We start from the raw sequence: 15007 nt of genomic DNA, 5'->3' as shown, positions 1-15007 counted from the left end.
CAGCGCCGCCGTCAGCGTCGTCTTACCATGGTCAACGTGACCAATCGTTCCCACGTTTACGTGCGGCTTTGTTCTTTCAAACTTTTCCTTGGACATTCTGGCGCTCCCGGAAAGCAATCTCTGTTTAAGCCAACTCGTGCCGCCCCGCAGGGCAACAACAACCAAAGGGGCAGTGCAGACGCACCACCCCGGAGACTCGCGCCAGCGGCGGCGAGCCCATCGATGGAGCCCATAGGCGGATTTGAACCGCCGACCTCTCCCTTACCAAGGGAGTGCTCTACCACTGAGCTATATGGGCAATATCCAAGCCTGCCTCAGCAGCACAGGCCCATCCTGCCTGGAGCGGGTGATGGGAATCGAACCCACATCATCAGCTTGGAAGGCTGAGGTTCTACCATTGAACTACACCCGCATGCGACCTTGCTGATCGCGCCGCCCCGTCCACTTTCCCCGGGCTTCGGCAGACGCGCCCACCCGGGCTGCCCCGGGTGGGCGCGCGTCATATCTGGTGGAGGGGGGAGGATTCGAACCTCCGAAGGCAAAGCCAGCAGATTTACAGTCTGCCCCCGTTGGCCGCTTGGGTACCCCTCCGCAAGCGTAAGCCGGGGATTTTCGCCCAGATGACAGGACACTGTCAACCATCAAGGGTGCGAAACTTCCCTTCAAGGCAGACCCTGATAAAATTGGCCGGCAAAATATGGAGCTGGCGACAGGAGTCGAACCCGCGACCTGCTGATTACAAATCAGCTGCTCTACCAACTGAGCTACGCCAGCATTGTTGAATCTCAATCACCTTCGCGACGGGCGCGCTATTCTAGCCGTTCAGCGGGACGACCCACAAGCACCTTGTCTGCATTCGGGCACAAACCCGGCTTGATCGAGAGCGGCTGATCCGGCGATAGGACCTCCCGGTCAAACGCCATCCCCAAGGGCAGGGGCAACCAATAATAGACATCTTCCTGCCAGCGCTCTCGCAGCTCGGTCTCGAAACCCTGGTCCGAGAGCTGCTGCTGACGACTGAGCGCCCGCTCCTCGCTGCTAAACAGGCCCAGCGATACCCCACCTGCCTCGTCGCCGGTGGCAATAAAGAAATACTCCCCCGCCTCGGAGGCATCCAATTCGGCGGCCACTTGCTCCCGCTCGCTCACCGCCTCGGCGGGGATAATCACCCACCAGGCCACCTGGACCCGCTGACGCTCCACATGAAAATCCGGGTCCGGTATGCCCAGACTCTGGGCGACGGCGCGCAGGGCGATCTCCGACTCCACCCCCCCCAGGAGCAGGCAGCCTTCCAGTTCAAAGCCCCGTTCAGCCGGATCGGAAGACGATCCCGGCGCCGGCAATGCCGGGACGTGATCCTCGGCGAGTCGCAGTACGGACTCCGAAGGTTGCGCCACCTGAATCAGTCGCTCTTCATCGGGCGCCGAGGCATGCCACTGCCACAGCAGTAGCAGCAGGTTCACGCCAAGCAGCAGGATAAAGAGCACTCTCAACACGGGCTCATCTCCAGCATGCCCTCAAAAACAAGGGATTCCAGATGCCAGGGCGACAAATCACGCAGCATTTCCGCCAGCACTGCGGCATCCCCCCCGGTCAATAGCAGCGGCCCGTGGCAATCCAGCATCGTGGCCTCGTGCAATGCTTGGCGTACCGCGCCCTCCACAGCCATTTGGCTGCCAGCCCGGACGGCCGCCCCGGTATCGCGGGCCGGGTAGCGAGCCGGCCCATCATCCGGACGGGGCCGAATCCCAGTGGTGCCCTGCACCAGGGACTCCACCATAAAGGCCACGCCGGGCAGTATGGCACCCCCCTGATGGCGACCATCATCCGCTACCAGATCAATGGTCACCGCCGTGCCCGCATCCACCACGGTAAATCCGCTTTCCAGCCTTGCCCAGGCACCCTGCATGGCCAGCCAGCGATCCACCCCCAAACGCTGGGGTTCCGCATAGGCACATTGAAGGCCGCCATGGGCCATGGGCGTGGCCAGCACTCGAACCCCCCCCGGCTGCCAATGCCGCAGCCAGGTCAGTTGCGCCTGGAAATCCGAATCCTGGCGGACGGATGCGACCACGATCTCCTCCGGATCGACCTCCAGTAGTGGCGGCAAGGCCTCTACCGTCTCGACGGCCCCCTGTCGCCACAAGCCCCTCGCCGGATCGGCCAGGGCCCACTTGAGACGACTATTGCCACAATCCAGAAGCAGCTTCATCCACCGCCTCCAGGGCCATCTACCTCAGCGCGGCGAACGGAAACCTCGCCGACCTGCCAGATTTCGATGGCCCCATCCGCCGCCTGCAGACGCAAGGCGCCCTCCTTGTCCAACCCCAATGCCCGGCCCTGCCGGGTTTCATGCCCTAGCGCCAGGGTGACTGGTGCCCCCGCCAGCCCATCCCGGGCGGCCCAGGCCTCCGCGAAGGCCGCAAAGCCCTGCCGCGAGAACACCTCCAGATCCCCGGCCAGTTGCCGAAGGATTTCACCCACCAGCTTGTTGCGGGAGGGTACCCCCGCCGGGAACAAGCGTTCCAACCCGGCGGTGGGCTGATCCGTCGACTGCCAGGGTGCCACCCAATTGACACCCAGGCCGATAATCACATCGCAGGGCCCGGCCGGCTCACCACGCAATTCGATTAGAATACCGGCCAGCTTGCCGTCGCGACACACCAAGTCATTGGGCCATTTCAGCCCCGGCGGCTCAGCTCCGAGGGATTCCAGGGCCCGTGCCAGAGACACGGACACCGCCGGTGCCAATCCCATAAGACTGGCATCCAGGGTCTGGAAGGGCCAGCGGAGCGACAGGGGAATACCGGCCCCATAGGCCGACTGCCACTGGCGGCCACGGCGACCGCGGCCACTGAGTTGCGCTTCGGCCAGGCAGGCCACCGGCCCAGGAACGTCACGCCAGGCATCTAGTCGCTGGTTGGTGGAATCCACTCGATCCCAGATATCCAGGGTCAGGCGGTCGGCCAGCTCAGACCCCATGGCCTGACGAATCTGCCTGGCATCCAAAAGCTCCACCGGATGCAACAAGCGATAGCCACGCCCCCGGACCCGCTCAAGACCGAGACCGGCCGAAGTCAATCCCTCCAGCTGCTTCCAGACGGCGGCCCGGCTAATACCCAGCTCACGCGCAAGATCAGCCCCGGAGCGAAAGACCTCCACAGACAAGGCGCCCAGCAGGGCGTTGCGCAGGGGCGGGCGTTCTCGCTGCAATTCAGTCATTCCGGCGACGCAACACCATCACCCGATCAAAGCGATGCTCTTCGCCCCGAACAAGGCGAGTCAGATTGCCACGATGGGTGTAAACCACGGTCAGGAACATGGCCAGGGTAAAGGTGAACAACATGCTTTCCACGGCATGCCCCGTCGCCAGGGCGTAGACCGGCCCCATGGCCGCGGCCAGGACGGTGGCCAGGCCCACATAGCCACTCAATACCAGCACCAGGACCCAGACCCCGAGAATGGGCAGCAGGGCCACGGGAGCCACCACTACCATGACGCCCACCAGGGTCGCCGCGCCCTTGCCGCCACGAAAACCATGCCAGATCGGCCAGATATGGCCGAAGACCACCGCCACCCCGCAAAGGGCCATCAGCCACTCCCCGGCCACAGCGCCCGCTTCCACGCCCGGCAAGGGCAGCCACGGCACAAGGGTGACCGCAGCCACTCCCTTGAGCACATCCACCACCGCCACCGCCGCAGCAAAGCCCTTGCCGCGGGTACGCAGGGCATTGGTGGCACCGGCATTACCGCTACCCTCCCGGCGAATATCCGCCCCACCCACCACGGGGCGAAGCAGCAAGCCCCCCATCATGGAACCCAGGAGGTAGGCCAACAGGACTTTCAGGGCCAATTCGAGCATGGCTTATTTACTCCTCATTATCGGTCTGCTGCGCAGTTTACCAGCCCACCGGGCCCAAGCGGGCGACACCGGCACGGGGCTGGATTTCTTTTCAATACAAATTTTTCGCGCTATAATATTTCGCATACTAAATATTTAGCGGGAAAACTATCGTGTCAGCGAACGCCAACTCATCCCTGACCAGCCAGTATGACGAGAGCATCCTGAGGGCCTTGCGCCGGATCATCCGCGCAGTGGACCTCTACAGCCGTCAGCTTTCGGTCCGGCACAGTCTGACCGGGCCACAGCTGGTATGCATGCGCCAGCTGGTGAGTGGCGGTGCCATGACGCCCGGGCAACTGGCCCGGGAGATCTCCCTGAGTCCGGCTACAATCAGTGGCATATTGGATCGTCTGGAACGCCGAGGCTATCTCACCCGGGAACGGCGCCCGGAAGACAAGCGCCAGGTCTTGGTGCAGTTGACCGAGGATGGACGGACCGTGGCCGAAAATACCCCACTGCCACTACACGAACGTTTCACCGAACGCCTGTCCCAGCTCCCCGAGACCCGCCAGGCGGAAATCGATCGCGTCCTCCAGGAGGTGGTAACCATGATGGAGGCAGAGGAGATCGACGCCGCTCCCTTGCTGGCTAACTGGCCGACAGGCTCCGAAACCGCCCAGGTGCGCCCTCTGCGGGGCGAACCCAGCCATTCAAGACCGTCTCCCGACACGGGGGACGCTCAAGTGCGCTCCGACCATGACCTCCTTGGCAACCGCTAATCGGTGGGCAGATCAAGGGGTCGCATGGATCGATCCGGAACGCATGCATCGTTTTGTTTTTCACCTTTCAAGCAACGGAAACGCAGGAGAGCTGCGATGAGCCTCATCGTGCAGAAATTCGGGGGATCGTCGGTCGCCGACGAAGACAAGATTCGTCATGTCGCCCAACGCATTGTTGACTGCCGACGGGCGGGCAATGAAGTGGTGGCGGTGGTCTCGGCCATGGGCAAGACCACCAACAACCTCCTGAATATGGCCCGCAACCTGGCCAATGATCCCTCCCGCCGGGAGCTGGACATGCTGCTGGCCTGCGGTGAACGGATTTCCATGTCGCTGCTGAGCATGGCCATCCAAGAGCTGGGGGAAGACTGCATTTCCCTCACCGGCCCCCAGGCCGGCATCCGCACCACCGACAATCATTTCAATGCCCGGATCACCGACGTCCAGGCCGGCCGCGTCCATCGAGAACTGGAACGGAATCGCATTGTGGTGGTAGCCGGGTATCAGGGCATGAACAGTCGCGGCGAGGTCACCACCCTGGGCCGGGGCGGCTCGGACACCACCGCCGTAGCCGTGGCCGCCGGCGTGGAAGCGGATCGTTGCGAGATCTACTCCGATGTGGATGGCGTTTACACCGCTGACCCGCGGATCGTGGATAACGCCCGCCCCATGCCGGAAATCAGCTATGTGGAGATGACCGAGCTGGCTCACCACGGGGCTTCGGTCCTCAACCCCCGCGCCGTGGAATATGCCTGGCGCGAGAATGTGGAAGTGCGCGCCCGCTGCACCTTTAACGATGCCCCCGGTACTCGTATTCACCACCGGGAAGCCGACGAGGAAGCCAAGGTCCTGGGCGTGGCCTGTCACAAGGAGCTGGTCTGGGTCTCCCTGCGTGGCCAAGACCTGGTGGCCAAGCTGGGCGCCGAAGTACTGGAAGCCATCGAAAAAAACGACATTTTCGTGGACGATACCGGCGAGGATGGCGAACGCCGGGACATGCTCATCTCTACCGAAGACATCGCCAACCTGGACAGCTTCGCCGAGCGCCTGCGCAACCAGTTTGATGACCGGATCACCGTGACCACCTCCCAGGGCTCGGTCTCCGCCGTGGGTCTGGACACGGGCAAGGATCCGGAGATTCTACTCAAGGCCGAGAAGGCCCTAGAGGAGGCCGGCGTGAGTGTCCGTGTCAGTTTCACTCGAGACCACTCTCTCACCTGCCTGGTGGATGCCTCCCAGGTGGGTGATGCCATGCGTGCCCTGCATGCCGCCTTTCTGGAAGACAGCAACCAGGCCAAGGAGGTGGCATGAACGATTCCGCTAAACCGATTCAGCAAAAGGAAGCCAACGTGCCTGATCAGAATGCCGACATCATCTACCGCGCCGCCACTGCCACCGACGGTGGCGAGATGTGGAAGTTCGTGGAAGCGGCCGGGGTTCTGGAGCAGAACCCCTCCTACGCCTACATTCTGCTCTGTCAGCATTTCGGTGATACCTGCCTGGTAGCCGAACGGGACGGGCAGATGGTGGGCTTTGTACTGGCCTATATCCCACCCCGTCAGCCTGACACCATTTTCGTCTGGCAAGTTGGGGTGAGCAAGAAGGTGCGCGGCAAGGGGGTTGGGCTGCGGCTGCTGCGTCACCTGATGGCGCTGCCGGCCTGCCGCAACGTCCATTACCTGGAAGCCAGCGTCACCCCCAGCAACAAGCCGTCACAGAATCTGTTCAGAGCCTTTGCCAAGCGTTCCAATACCGAATGCCGCAAGCTGCCCTTTTTTCCCAGCGAGTTCTTCCCGGAGCCGCACGAAAGCGAACACCTTTACCGGGTGGGGCCCATTGAGTGGCCCGAAGCCTGAAACGAATTGGAACACGAAAACGATTATTAAATACCGGAGGAATAATGAGTAATCCGACCATCGACAAATATGAATCCGAAGTCCGCGGCTACTGCCGCACCTTCACCAAGACCTGGGATACCTCCGAGGGCGCTTGGTTGACCGACACGGAAGGTGAGAAGTATCTGGACTTCTTCGCCGGGGCCGGGGTGCTGAACTACGGCCATAACCATCCTGCTCTGCGCAAGCCGCTACTGGATTATGTAGAGCGCGGCGGCATTACCCACAGCCTGGATATGTACAGCGCCCCCAAGGAACGCTTCCTGGAGACCTTCCACCGCATCATCCTGGAACCGCGCAAGATGAATTATCGGGTGCAGTTCCCCGGACCCACCGGTACTAACGCCACGGAAGCAGCCATGAAGCTGGCCCGCAAGGTCACCGGTCGCACCAATATGGCCTTCTTCACCAATGCCTTCCATGGCATGACCGTGGGTTCCCTGGCGGTAACCGGGAATGAAGGCAAGCGCCACAGCGCCGCGCAACCCCTGAGCAACGCCACCCCCATGCCCTTTGATGGCTACATGGGTGAAGGCGTGGACACCCTGGACTACTTCGAGCACGTGCTGGAAGACCGGGGTTCCGGCGTCGAAATGCCGGCAGGAGTGATCGTTGAGACCGTTCAGGCGGAGGGTGGCGTGAACGTAGCCAGTCGGACGTGGATGGAACGGCTGGGCCGGATCTGCAAGAAGCACGGCATCCTGCTAATCATCGATGATATCCAAGTAGGTTGCGGGCGCACCGGGAGCTTCTTCAGCTTTGAAGACTGGGACCTGGACCCGGATATTGTCTGCCTGTCCAAGTCCCTGTCCGCGTACGGTCTTCCCTTCGCCGTGGTACTGCTCAAGCCCGAGCATGATATCTGGAGTCCCGGCGAGCATAATGGGACTTTCCGGGGCCATAACCTGGCTTTCATTACCGCCACGGCCGCACTTGAGCAGTTCTGGAAAGATGATGCCTTTAGCAAGGAAGTCCTGCGCAAGGGTGAGATCGTCCGGGAGCGCTTCGAGGCCATTGCCAAACGCCACCCCGAACTCAAGGCCCATGTACGGGGCCGGGGCTTTATCTGGGGCCTGGCCTCCAGGCATGCCGGCCTGGCCGATCACTTCTCCGAGGAAGCCTTCAAGCACGGCTTGGTGATCGAAGGGGCCGGAATCAATGACAATGTGGTCAAATTCCTCGCGCCTCTGGTGATTGAGGAAACAGACCTGAAAAAGGGTCTGGATATTCTGGATCAGGTGGCAGAAACGGTGGTCAAGAAGTTGGGTGACCAAAGCGCAGCTTGAAAAGCTGCCTGACCACCACCAGGGTCTCAATGACCTGTTTTGAGCCGGGGGCGACTATCGCCCCCGGTGACTCAAGCGAGGCATAGCCTCAGTCGCGGACCACGATGAGCACGGGCCCCACCCTGGTTCCGGCATGCATTACCGCCGCAGTGTTGGATGGGCCTGACCCAGTAGCTAATGGGCCGGGCAACGACTCTGTCTTGTCGTGGACAAGCCGATACCATAATGGGAGAAGATCATGTTCGTAAGGTCACTGGAAGAAGTAAAGGGTACCGACCGGGAAGTGGACGGTGGCAACTGGGTGAGCCGTCGTCTCGTGCTCAAGGATGACGGAATGGGTTATTCCGTGCACGACACGGTCATCCGTGAAGGCACCGAGACCCATATTCATTACAGGAACCACCTGGAATCGGTCTACCTCATCGAAGGTGAAGGTGAAGTGGAGACCGTGGAAGACGGCAAGATCTGGCCGGTGAAGGCCGGTGAAATCTATGTACTGGATAAGAACGACGAGCACTATCTGCGAGCCAACAAGGGCACCCACATGCGGATGGTATGCGTGTTCAACCCTCCCATTAGTGGGCGGGAAGTGCACGATGAGAACGGCGTTTATCCGGTGGATAAGGACTAGGCAGAAGCCTGGCGTTGTTTACTCTTTAGAAAAAGACCCGGGCGGCAACACCGCCCGGGTCTTTTTTATTCAATCAAGCAAGACTTCAAACGATACCCGGCAGTTGCCAGAGATGGCCTGCCACTCATGAGCCCCGCTGGCCGAGCCAAAAGTCGTCCATTACCCCATCTCTCGCCGAGGTCTTGCACAAAGGCCGACTTAGCGGTCCAATGGACCAAGGAATGCTCTCCATTCAGGTCGAGAAGCGTCCGATCGGGAACAAAAAGGGGCCTATAGTGAATCGGGTTGAGCTGATTGTTAATCCTGCCGCCGGCCAGGGCAGAGCGGGGGAGATGGCGGAGGCGTTGGAAAAACACTTGCGTGAGTTGGGTGCCTCGCTTGTCACGCATCTCACCATGGGACCCGGCCAGGGTGTAGCATTGGCTCGGGAACTGGCAGAGTCCGGTGCACGTACCTTGGCAGTTGCCGGTGGCGACGGCACCTTGTTTGAAATCATCAACGGTTGCTTGCAGAGCGACGGCCCAGTTCCAGACCTGGCACTTATTCCATTGGGCAGCGGCAACGACTTTGCGAAGAGCCTGGGCATTCCCATGGAATGGGAGGATGCCTGCGACCGTCTTGTCCTGGGAACCAAGCGACGGGTGGATGTGGGCCAATGCAACGATCTGTTCTTTATTAACAGCCTGGGGATTGGCTTGGATGCCCAAATCGCAAAAGCCTCCCAGAGTTCCAGCTGGATCCCTCGACAGAGCCGTTACATGAGTGCCCTGCTCCGATCATTAATCGGAAAAAGGGCGACACCCATCAAGCTCAGCCACGACCAAGGCGAGCTGGAGCAGTCTGTCACCTTGGTGGTGGTCGCGAATGGCAGTTATGAAGGCGGTCACTTCCAACTGGCTCCCCATGCGGATATTGAAGACGGCCGCCTGGATCTGGTGATTGCACCTGATATGAGTCGGCGTGCCATCATGCGCTATCTTCCCCTGGCTCTTGACGGTGAGGTGGAAGGCATTCCGGGCTATCAGCGCTGGCTAACCCGCCGAGTGAGGATTCAGCTTCCCGAACCGACATTGGTCCACGCTGATGGTGAAATCATTTACCACCGGGCAAAACGCCTGGAAATCGGCATCTTGCCCGGAGCATTGTGCTTTCTCTGCTAAACCCTCACGTCCAGCAATGATCCAGTATTACTCTTCAAGCTGTTCAGGCTCATCCAGCTTGAGGCTCAGACACTTGGCAGAGCCGCCAGCCTTGAGAAACTCCGACAGGGAGGTGGTATGGACTTCAAAGCCATGTTCAGCCAAGGCCGCACGCAGTCGCTCTGAGCATTCATGCATGATGATGTCCTTGCCTACATTAATGGCATTGCATGAGAATACGGCAGCCTCTTCCTCAGTGACCTTGATGCGCTTTTCAGCCGGAACGCGGGCGTGGATACGCTCATTGGAAGCCACATCGTAGGCATCCGGAAAATACATCAGGTAGCCGCCGGTGAGCGGACAAAAGCATGTATCGATATGATAGAAACGCTCATCCACCAACTTTAGACCCAGCACCTCAACACCCAGAAAATCCCGGAGGAAATCCTGAGCCGCCTCATCGGAGCGGAAACCCGAGCCGGCCCAAAGCCACTGGCCGGCTCGATCAAAGAGGGAATCGCCCGCGCCTTCGTAACGCACCCCGGCCGGCAACTCCCCCACTTCAAAACCATTATTCCGGAACCAGCGGGCGAAATAGGCTTCTTCCGGCTGACGTTCCTTGTGGGCAAAGGCCGAAACCACAGCGCGCTTGCCAGCCACCGTGCCTGCATTCGCGGTAAAAACCATGTCCGGCACGCCCTGCTGGGGCTCAATTTCTTCTACCGTGGCAAAACGGCTCACCAAGTCCCGAAGAGCTTGCCATTGCTCCATGGCCGATTCCTGGCATACCTGATCTTCATTGCCTTTCATCCAGGGATTGATGGCGTAATTGACATGAAAATAGGTGGGTGGACACATGAGTATTCGGGTGTGCTTGGACATAACTGGATTCCATTGACAGTGACAAATTAAACGGGTGACGGGATCAGGCGCCCCTGACACTTGATGGGATGTGGCTCATGAACAATCACCAGCGATGATAGGCGGGATGCCCCGGCTTTACTGCCATGAACTTTCCGGTACAGACATCGCAAAGCTTGCCGCCTGCGTATAGCTCGCCGCGAACTGAGGCCACATCGTCGGTAGACGCTTCTACCCAGGCCTGAAGCGACAGCGGCTGGTCGCTGGGCGTGGGTCGGCGAAGCTTGATGTGATATTCCATTGTTACCGTGCAAGGTGGCGTTTTGACACCCTGTTTCTGCATGAGGTGCCAGGCTGCGGTCCAGTTGCAATGGCAATCAAGAATGGAACCAATGATTCCACCATTGAGCACTCCTGGGAATGCTTCATGATGGGACTCTGGGGTCCAGTTCGCTACCACCAGGTCGCCTTCAACAAAGGATCGAACCTTGAGACCCCGCTGGTTTGCCGGTCCACATCCATAACAGGCATTGTGGGGCGCGTAGATCTCCTGCAGGCATTTCTCCGTAGGCATGGTTCACTCCTGGGCTTATCGTGGCAGGAAATTCTCCGCCAACATGCAACGCACACTGCCGCCAGCATAGGTCTCGATTGTTCGGATATCCGCACTCACGATCCGGCCATGGGACTCCAAGGCCTGACGCTGAAAATCACTCAGACATTCCAGAGCCTGATCGGACATGGCAATCACGCGAGTCCCATCACCGCTTTTCAGCTGCAGCATATTGCCAGCAAACTGATTCATCTGCCCTAGGGTAATGGAGATCACTTGGTGTCCGGTTTTCTCCAAGCGTGACAACACCCGGATCCGTTCCTGCTCATCCTCGATAGCTTCATCGCAAATCACTGCAAAATGCTCACCCAGACACATCATCACGTTCGTATGATAAATCTCTTGACCTTCATTTCGGGCAGTAAAAGCCTCGGGCTCATAATCAAAGCGCTCGCACCAGTCATGAAACAGAGCGGGGTGGGTGCGAGACGAGAGGCAGGCATAGGCAATACGGTTGACCCGATCAAGAATCAGGCTTCCGGTACCTTCGAGGTAACGGGCCTTTTCTTCATAATGGGAGAGGTCTTCCAGAGCTTGGCAATGATAGCTGTGGTGCTGTGAAAGGGTATCCAGAATGTCCCGGCGACGTTCGGTACGGCGGCTGGGCGCTTCCATGGGATAGAGAATGGCAACCCCATCCGCATGGGTGGATAGCCAGTTATTGGGGAAAAGAGCATCTGGGGTTTCTGGCTCCGGAGTATCCTCGAACCGGAAGACGCGAACACCCGCAGCCTCCAGCGCGTCGGCCAAGTGGGCAAATTCCCGCTGCGCCTGGACCCGTACCTCGGCGGGATCCGCTTCACCCAGTTCAGCCTGGAAGCTGTTGCTCGCGGCGGTTTCTGGATTTGACGTGAAACTGGCTGGCCGAATCATGATAACCGAATCGGTAATCTGTGCCTCACTGGACATGCCTGCCCCCAATTAATTGCTCAAAAGCCTATTTTAAACGATATCCACGCGAGTCTCAGCCCAATGAGCCACCGTTCACGAATGGGAACAACATAAAAAAAGCCCCAAGACCGGAATTCGGTCTTGGGGCTGTACTTATGAGCCTGGCGGTGACCTACTCTCGCATGAGGAAACCCCACACTACCATCGGCGCTGAGCGGTTTCACTTCCGAGTTCGGCATGGGATCGGGTGGTTCACGCTCGCTATGGCCGCCAGGCAAACTGGCTCACAGCAGAGCCTGCCGGAGCAGACTCTGGGAATTCGAAAGATCGTCTTGGCGCTACTGCAGCAATGCAGCCTTCTATTCTAGTCGCACACTCAAGTTGCTTGAGTGTTATATGGTCAAGCCTCACGGGCAATTAGTACTGGTTAGCTTCAGCCATTACTGACCTTCCACACCCAGCCTATCAACGTTGTAGTCTCCAACGGCCCTTCAGGGACCTTAAAGGTCCAGGGAAATCTCATCTTGGGAGGGGCTTCCCGCTTAGATGCTTTCAGCGGTTATCCCTTCCGCACGTAGCTACCCGGCAGTGCCACTGGCGTGACAACCGGAACACCAGGGGTGCGTCCACTCCGGTCCTCTCGTACTAGGAGCAGCTTCCCTCAAATTTCCAACGCCCATGGCAGATAGGGACCGAACTGTCTCACGACGTTCTAAACCCAGCTCGCGTACCACTTTAAATGGCGAACAGCCATACCCTTGGGACCTGCTTCAGCCCCAGGATGTGATGAGCCGACATCGAGGTGCCAAACTCCTCCGTCGATGTGGACTCTTGGGAGGAATCAGCCTGTTATCCCCGGAGTACCTTTTATCCGTTGAGCGATGGCCCTTCCACTTAGAACCACCGGATCACTAAGACCTGCTTTCGCATCTGCTCGACGTGTCTGTCTCGCAGTTAAGCACCCTTATGCCTTTGCACTCATTGCGCGATTTCCGACCGCGCTGAGGGTACCTTCGTGCTCCTCCGTTACTCTTTGGGAGGAGACCGCCCCAGTCAAACTACCCACCATACACTGTCCCTGATCCCGATAAGGGAACTAGGTTAGAACCTCAAACATGCCAGGGTGGTATTTCAAGGGTGGCTCCACGACAACTAGCGTCGCCGCTTCAAAGCCTCCCACCTATCCTACACAAGCATGTTCAAAATTCAGTGTAAAGCTGTAGTAAAGGTTCACGGGGTCTTTCCGTCTTGCCACGGGAACGCAGCATCTTCACTGCGATTTCAATTTCACTGAGTCTCGGGTGGAGACAGTGGGGCCATCGTTACGCCATTCGTGCAGGTCGGAACTTACCCGACAAGGAATTTCGCTACCTTAGGACCGTTATAGTTACGGCCGCCGTTTACCGGGGCTTCGATCAGGAGCTTCGCCGAAGCTAACCCCATCAATTAACCTTCCGGCACCGGGCAGGCGTCATACCCTATACATCCACTTACGTGTTTGCAGAGTACTGTGTTTTTAGTAAACAGTCGCAGCCCCCTGGTCACTGCGGCCTCCTTCAGCTCTGGTCGCGAAGACCTTCACCTAATGGAGGCGTACCTTCTCCCGAAGTTACGGTACCATTTTGCCGAGTTCCTTCACCCGAGTTCTCTCAAGCGCCTTAGGATTCTCTCCTCGCCTACCTGTGTCGGTTTACGGTACGGTCACGTATTACCTGATGCTTAGAGGCTTTTCCTGGAAGCATGGCATAGGTCACTTCGGCTCACTCAGAGCCTCGACATCACGCCTCAGGATTGTGCGAACGGATTTGCCTATCCGCACTCCCTACACGCTTGAACCGGGACGTCCAACACCCGGATGACTTAGCCTCCTTCGTCCCCCCTTCGCAGTAATACATGGCACAGGAATATTAACCTGTTTTCCATCGGCTACGCCTTTCGGCCTCACCTTAGGGACCGGCTCACCCTGCGCCGATTAGCGTTGCGCAGGAAACCTTGGGCTTTCGGCGAGCGGGCTTTTCACCCGCTTTATCGTTACTCATGTCAGCATTCGCACTTCCGATACCTCCAGGAGCCCTCGCGGGTCTCCCTTCAGCGGCGTACGGAACGCTCCCCTACCGCGCACAATGTGCGCCCATAGCTTCGGTGCATGGCTTAGCCCCGTTGAATCTTCCGCGCAGGCCGACTCGACCAGTGAGCTATTACGCTTTCTTTAAAGGGTGGCTGCTTCTAAGCCAACCTCCTGGCTGTCTGTGCCTTCCCACATCGTTTCCCACTTAGCCATGACTTGGGGACCTTAGCTGATGGTCTGGGCTGTTTCCCTCTCGACTACGGACCTTAGCACCCGCAGTCTGTCTCCCGTGATTGCACTTCTCGGTATTCGGAGTTTGCATCGGTTTGGTAAGCCGGGATGGCCCCCTAGCCGAAACAGTGCTCTACCCCCGAGAGTGAGACACGAGGCACTACCTAAATAGTTTTCGGGGAGAACCAGCTATCTCCGAGCTCGTTTAGCTTTTCACTTCTATCCACAGCTCATCCCCTAACTTTTCAACGTTAGTGGGTTCGCGCCTCCAGTGGGAATTACCCCACCTTCACACTGGCCATGGATAGATCGCTCGGTTTCGGGTCTACTCCTAGCGACTCAGCGCCCTATTAAGACTCGGTTTCCCTTCGGCTCCCCTATACGGTTAACCTTGCCACTAAAAGTAACTCGCTGACCCATTATACAAAAGGTACGCCGTCACCCTTGCGGGCTCCGACTGCTTGTACGCATACGGTTTCAGGTTCTATTTCACTCCCCTCTCCGGGGTTCTTTTCACCTTTCCCTCACGGTACTGGTTCGCTATCGGTCGGTAGGGAGTATTTAGCCTTGGAGGGTGGGCCCCCCATGTTCAGACAGGATATCACGTGTCCCGCCCTACTCGATTTCACTTTGAATTGGTTTTCGCGTACAGGGCTGTCACCTTGTGTCGCCACACTTTCCAGAGTGTTCCGCTAACCGCATCAAAGCTTAAGGGCTAATCCCCGTTCGTTCGCCACTACTAAGGGAATCTCGGTTGATTTCTGTTCCT

The 15007-nt window shown here is 58.7% G+C and carries 14 protein-coding genes, 4 tRNA genes and 2 rRNA genes (1 of these 20 running past the window's edge); 6 read left to right on the top strand and 14 right to left on the bottom strand.

From position 1 onward, the window contains the following. The 9 genes from J2T60_RS12430 to plsY all read right to left on the bottom strand — a co-directional run. Positions 1–96 (bottom strand): GTP-binding protein (locus tag J2T60_RS12430; RefSeq protein WP_220348929.1); only part of this gene is annotated, 96 nt, incomplete at its 3' end. A gap of 127 nt (positions 97–223) precedes the next feature. Next, positions 224–298 (bottom strand) — tRNA-Thr (locus J2T60_RS12425). Positions 299–338: 40 nt separating this feature from the next. Continuing rightward, positions 339–412, bottom strand: a tRNA-Gly gene (locus J2T60_RS12420). A 94-nt stretch (positions 413–506) separates the two neighbouring features. Then, a tRNA-Tyr gene (locus tag J2T60_RS12415) sits at positions 507–591 on the bottom strand. 107 nt (positions 592–698) lie between these two features. After that, positions 699–774, bottom strand: a tRNA-Thr gene (locus tag J2T60_RS12410). Positions 775–809: 35 nt separating this feature from the next. Further along, a complete protein-coding gene (locus J2T60_RS12405) occupies positions 810–1496 on the bottom strand; it encodes a hypothetical protein (RefSeq protein ID WP_253450782.1) in 687 nt (228 codons plus the stop codon). Further along, positions 1490–2212 carry a type III pantothenate kinase gene (locus J2T60_RS12400; RefSeq protein WP_253450778.1) on the bottom strand — a complete coding sequence of 241 codons (723 nt, stop codon included), beginning with the start codon at positions 2210–2212 and terminating at the stop codon, positions 1490–1492. Before J2T60_RS12400 ends, J2T60_RS12405 begins: the two co-directional genes overlap by 7 nt. Then, on the bottom strand, positions 2209–3222 hold the full coding sequence (locus tag J2T60_RS12395; protein ID WP_253450775.1) for a biotin--[acetyl-CoA-carboxylase] ligase: 1014 nt from the start codon (positions 3220–3222) through the stop codon (positions 2209–2211). Before J2T60_RS12395 ends, J2T60_RS12400 begins: the two co-directional genes overlap by 4 nt. Further along, positions 3215–3862: a glycerol-3-phosphate 1-O-acyltransferase PlsY gene (gene plsY, locus J2T60_RS12390; RefSeq protein ID WP_253450771.1), complete on the bottom strand. Its 648-nt coding sequence runs from the start codon at positions 3860–3862 to the stop codon at positions 3215–3217. The genes J2T60_RS12395 and plsY overlap by 8 nt, the downstream gene beginning before the upstream one ends. A gap of 152 nt (positions 3863–4014) precedes the next feature. Here plsY and J2T60_RS12385 point away from each other — a divergent pair, with 152 nt between their 5' ends. The 6 genes from J2T60_RS12385 (at position 4015) to J2T60_RS12360 (ending at position 9595) form a co-directional block, all read left to right on the top strand. Beyond that, a complete protein-coding gene (locus J2T60_RS12385) occupies positions 4015–4623 on the top strand; it encodes a MarR family winged helix-turn-helix transcriptional regulator (protein WP_253450768.1) in 609 nt (202 codons plus the stop codon). 96 nt (positions 4624–4719) lie between these two features. After that, positions 4720–5934: an aspartate kinase gene (locus tag J2T60_RS12380; RefSeq protein ID WP_253450765.1), complete on the top strand. Its 1215-nt coding sequence runs from the start codon at positions 4720–4722 to the stop codon at positions 5932–5934. Next, positions 5931–6479, top strand: coding sequence for a diaminobutyrate acetyltransferase (ectA, locus tag J2T60_RS12375; RefSeq protein WP_253450762.1), 549 nt, complete (start codon positions 5931–5933; stop codon positions 6477–6479). Before J2T60_RS12380 ends, ectA begins: the two co-directional genes overlap by 4 nt. A gap of 44 nt (positions 6480–6523) precedes the next feature. Further along, positions 6524–7804 (top strand): diaminobutyrate--2-oxoglutarate transaminase, encoded by a 1281-nt coding sequence (gene ectB / locus J2T60_RS12370; RefSeq protein ID WP_253450759.1) that lies wholly within the window; start codon positions 6524–6526, stop codon positions 7802–7804. Positions 7805–8042: 238 nt separating this feature from the next. Next, the gene (locus J2T60_RS12365) at positions 8043–8435 is read left to right on the top strand and encodes an ectoine synthase (RefSeq protein ID WP_253450756.1); all 393 of its coding nucleotides are present in this window, start codon (positions 8043–8045) and stop codon (positions 8433–8435) included. Positions 8436–8710: 275 nt separating this feature from the next. After that, positions 8711–9595, top strand: coding sequence for a diacylglycerol/lipid kinase family protein (locus J2T60_RS12360; protein WP_253450753.1), 885 nt, complete (start codon positions 8711–8713; stop codon positions 9593–9595). Between the two features lie 27 nt (positions 9596–9622). Here J2T60_RS12360 and J2T60_RS12355 read toward each other — a convergent pair whose 3' ends face one another. The 5 genes from J2T60_RS12355 to J2T60_RS12335 form a co-directional block, all read right to left on the bottom strand. Continuing rightward, positions 9623–10456: a dimethylarginine dimethylaminohydrolase family protein gene (locus J2T60_RS12355; RefSeq protein ID WP_253450750.1), complete on the bottom strand. Its 834-nt coding sequence runs from the start codon at positions 10454–10456 to the stop codon at positions 9623–9625. A gap of 85 nt (positions 10457–10541) precedes the next feature. After that, positions 10542–11009, bottom strand: a complete 468-nt coding sequence (locus J2T60_RS12350) for a PaaI family thioesterase (RefSeq protein ID WP_253450747.1) — start codon at positions 11007–11009, stop codon at positions 10542–10544. A 15-nt stretch (positions 11010–11024) separates the two neighbouring features. After that, entirely contained in the window at positions 11025–11957 is a 933-nt protein-coding gene (ctlX, locus tag J2T60_RS12345) for a citrulline utilization hydrolase CtlX (RefSeq protein WP_253450744.1), read from the bottom strand. 141 nt (positions 11958–12098) lie between these two features. Further along, positions 12099–12214 (bottom strand): 5S ribosomal RNA (gene rrf, locus J2T60_RS12340). A gap of 121 nt (positions 12215–12335) precedes the next feature. After that, positions 12336–15007, bottom strand: a 23S ribosomal RNA gene (locus tag J2T60_RS12335) (it continues 210 nt past the right edge of the window).

It is taken from the genome of Natronospira proteinivora, assembly GCF_024170465.1.
Lineage (GTDB): Bacteria > Pseudomonadota > Gammaproteobacteria > Natronospirales > Natronospiraceae > Natronospira > Natronospira proteinivora.
Note: the sequence above shows the minus strand (reverse complement) of the source record. Positions and strands in the feature narration are given on the sequence as shown.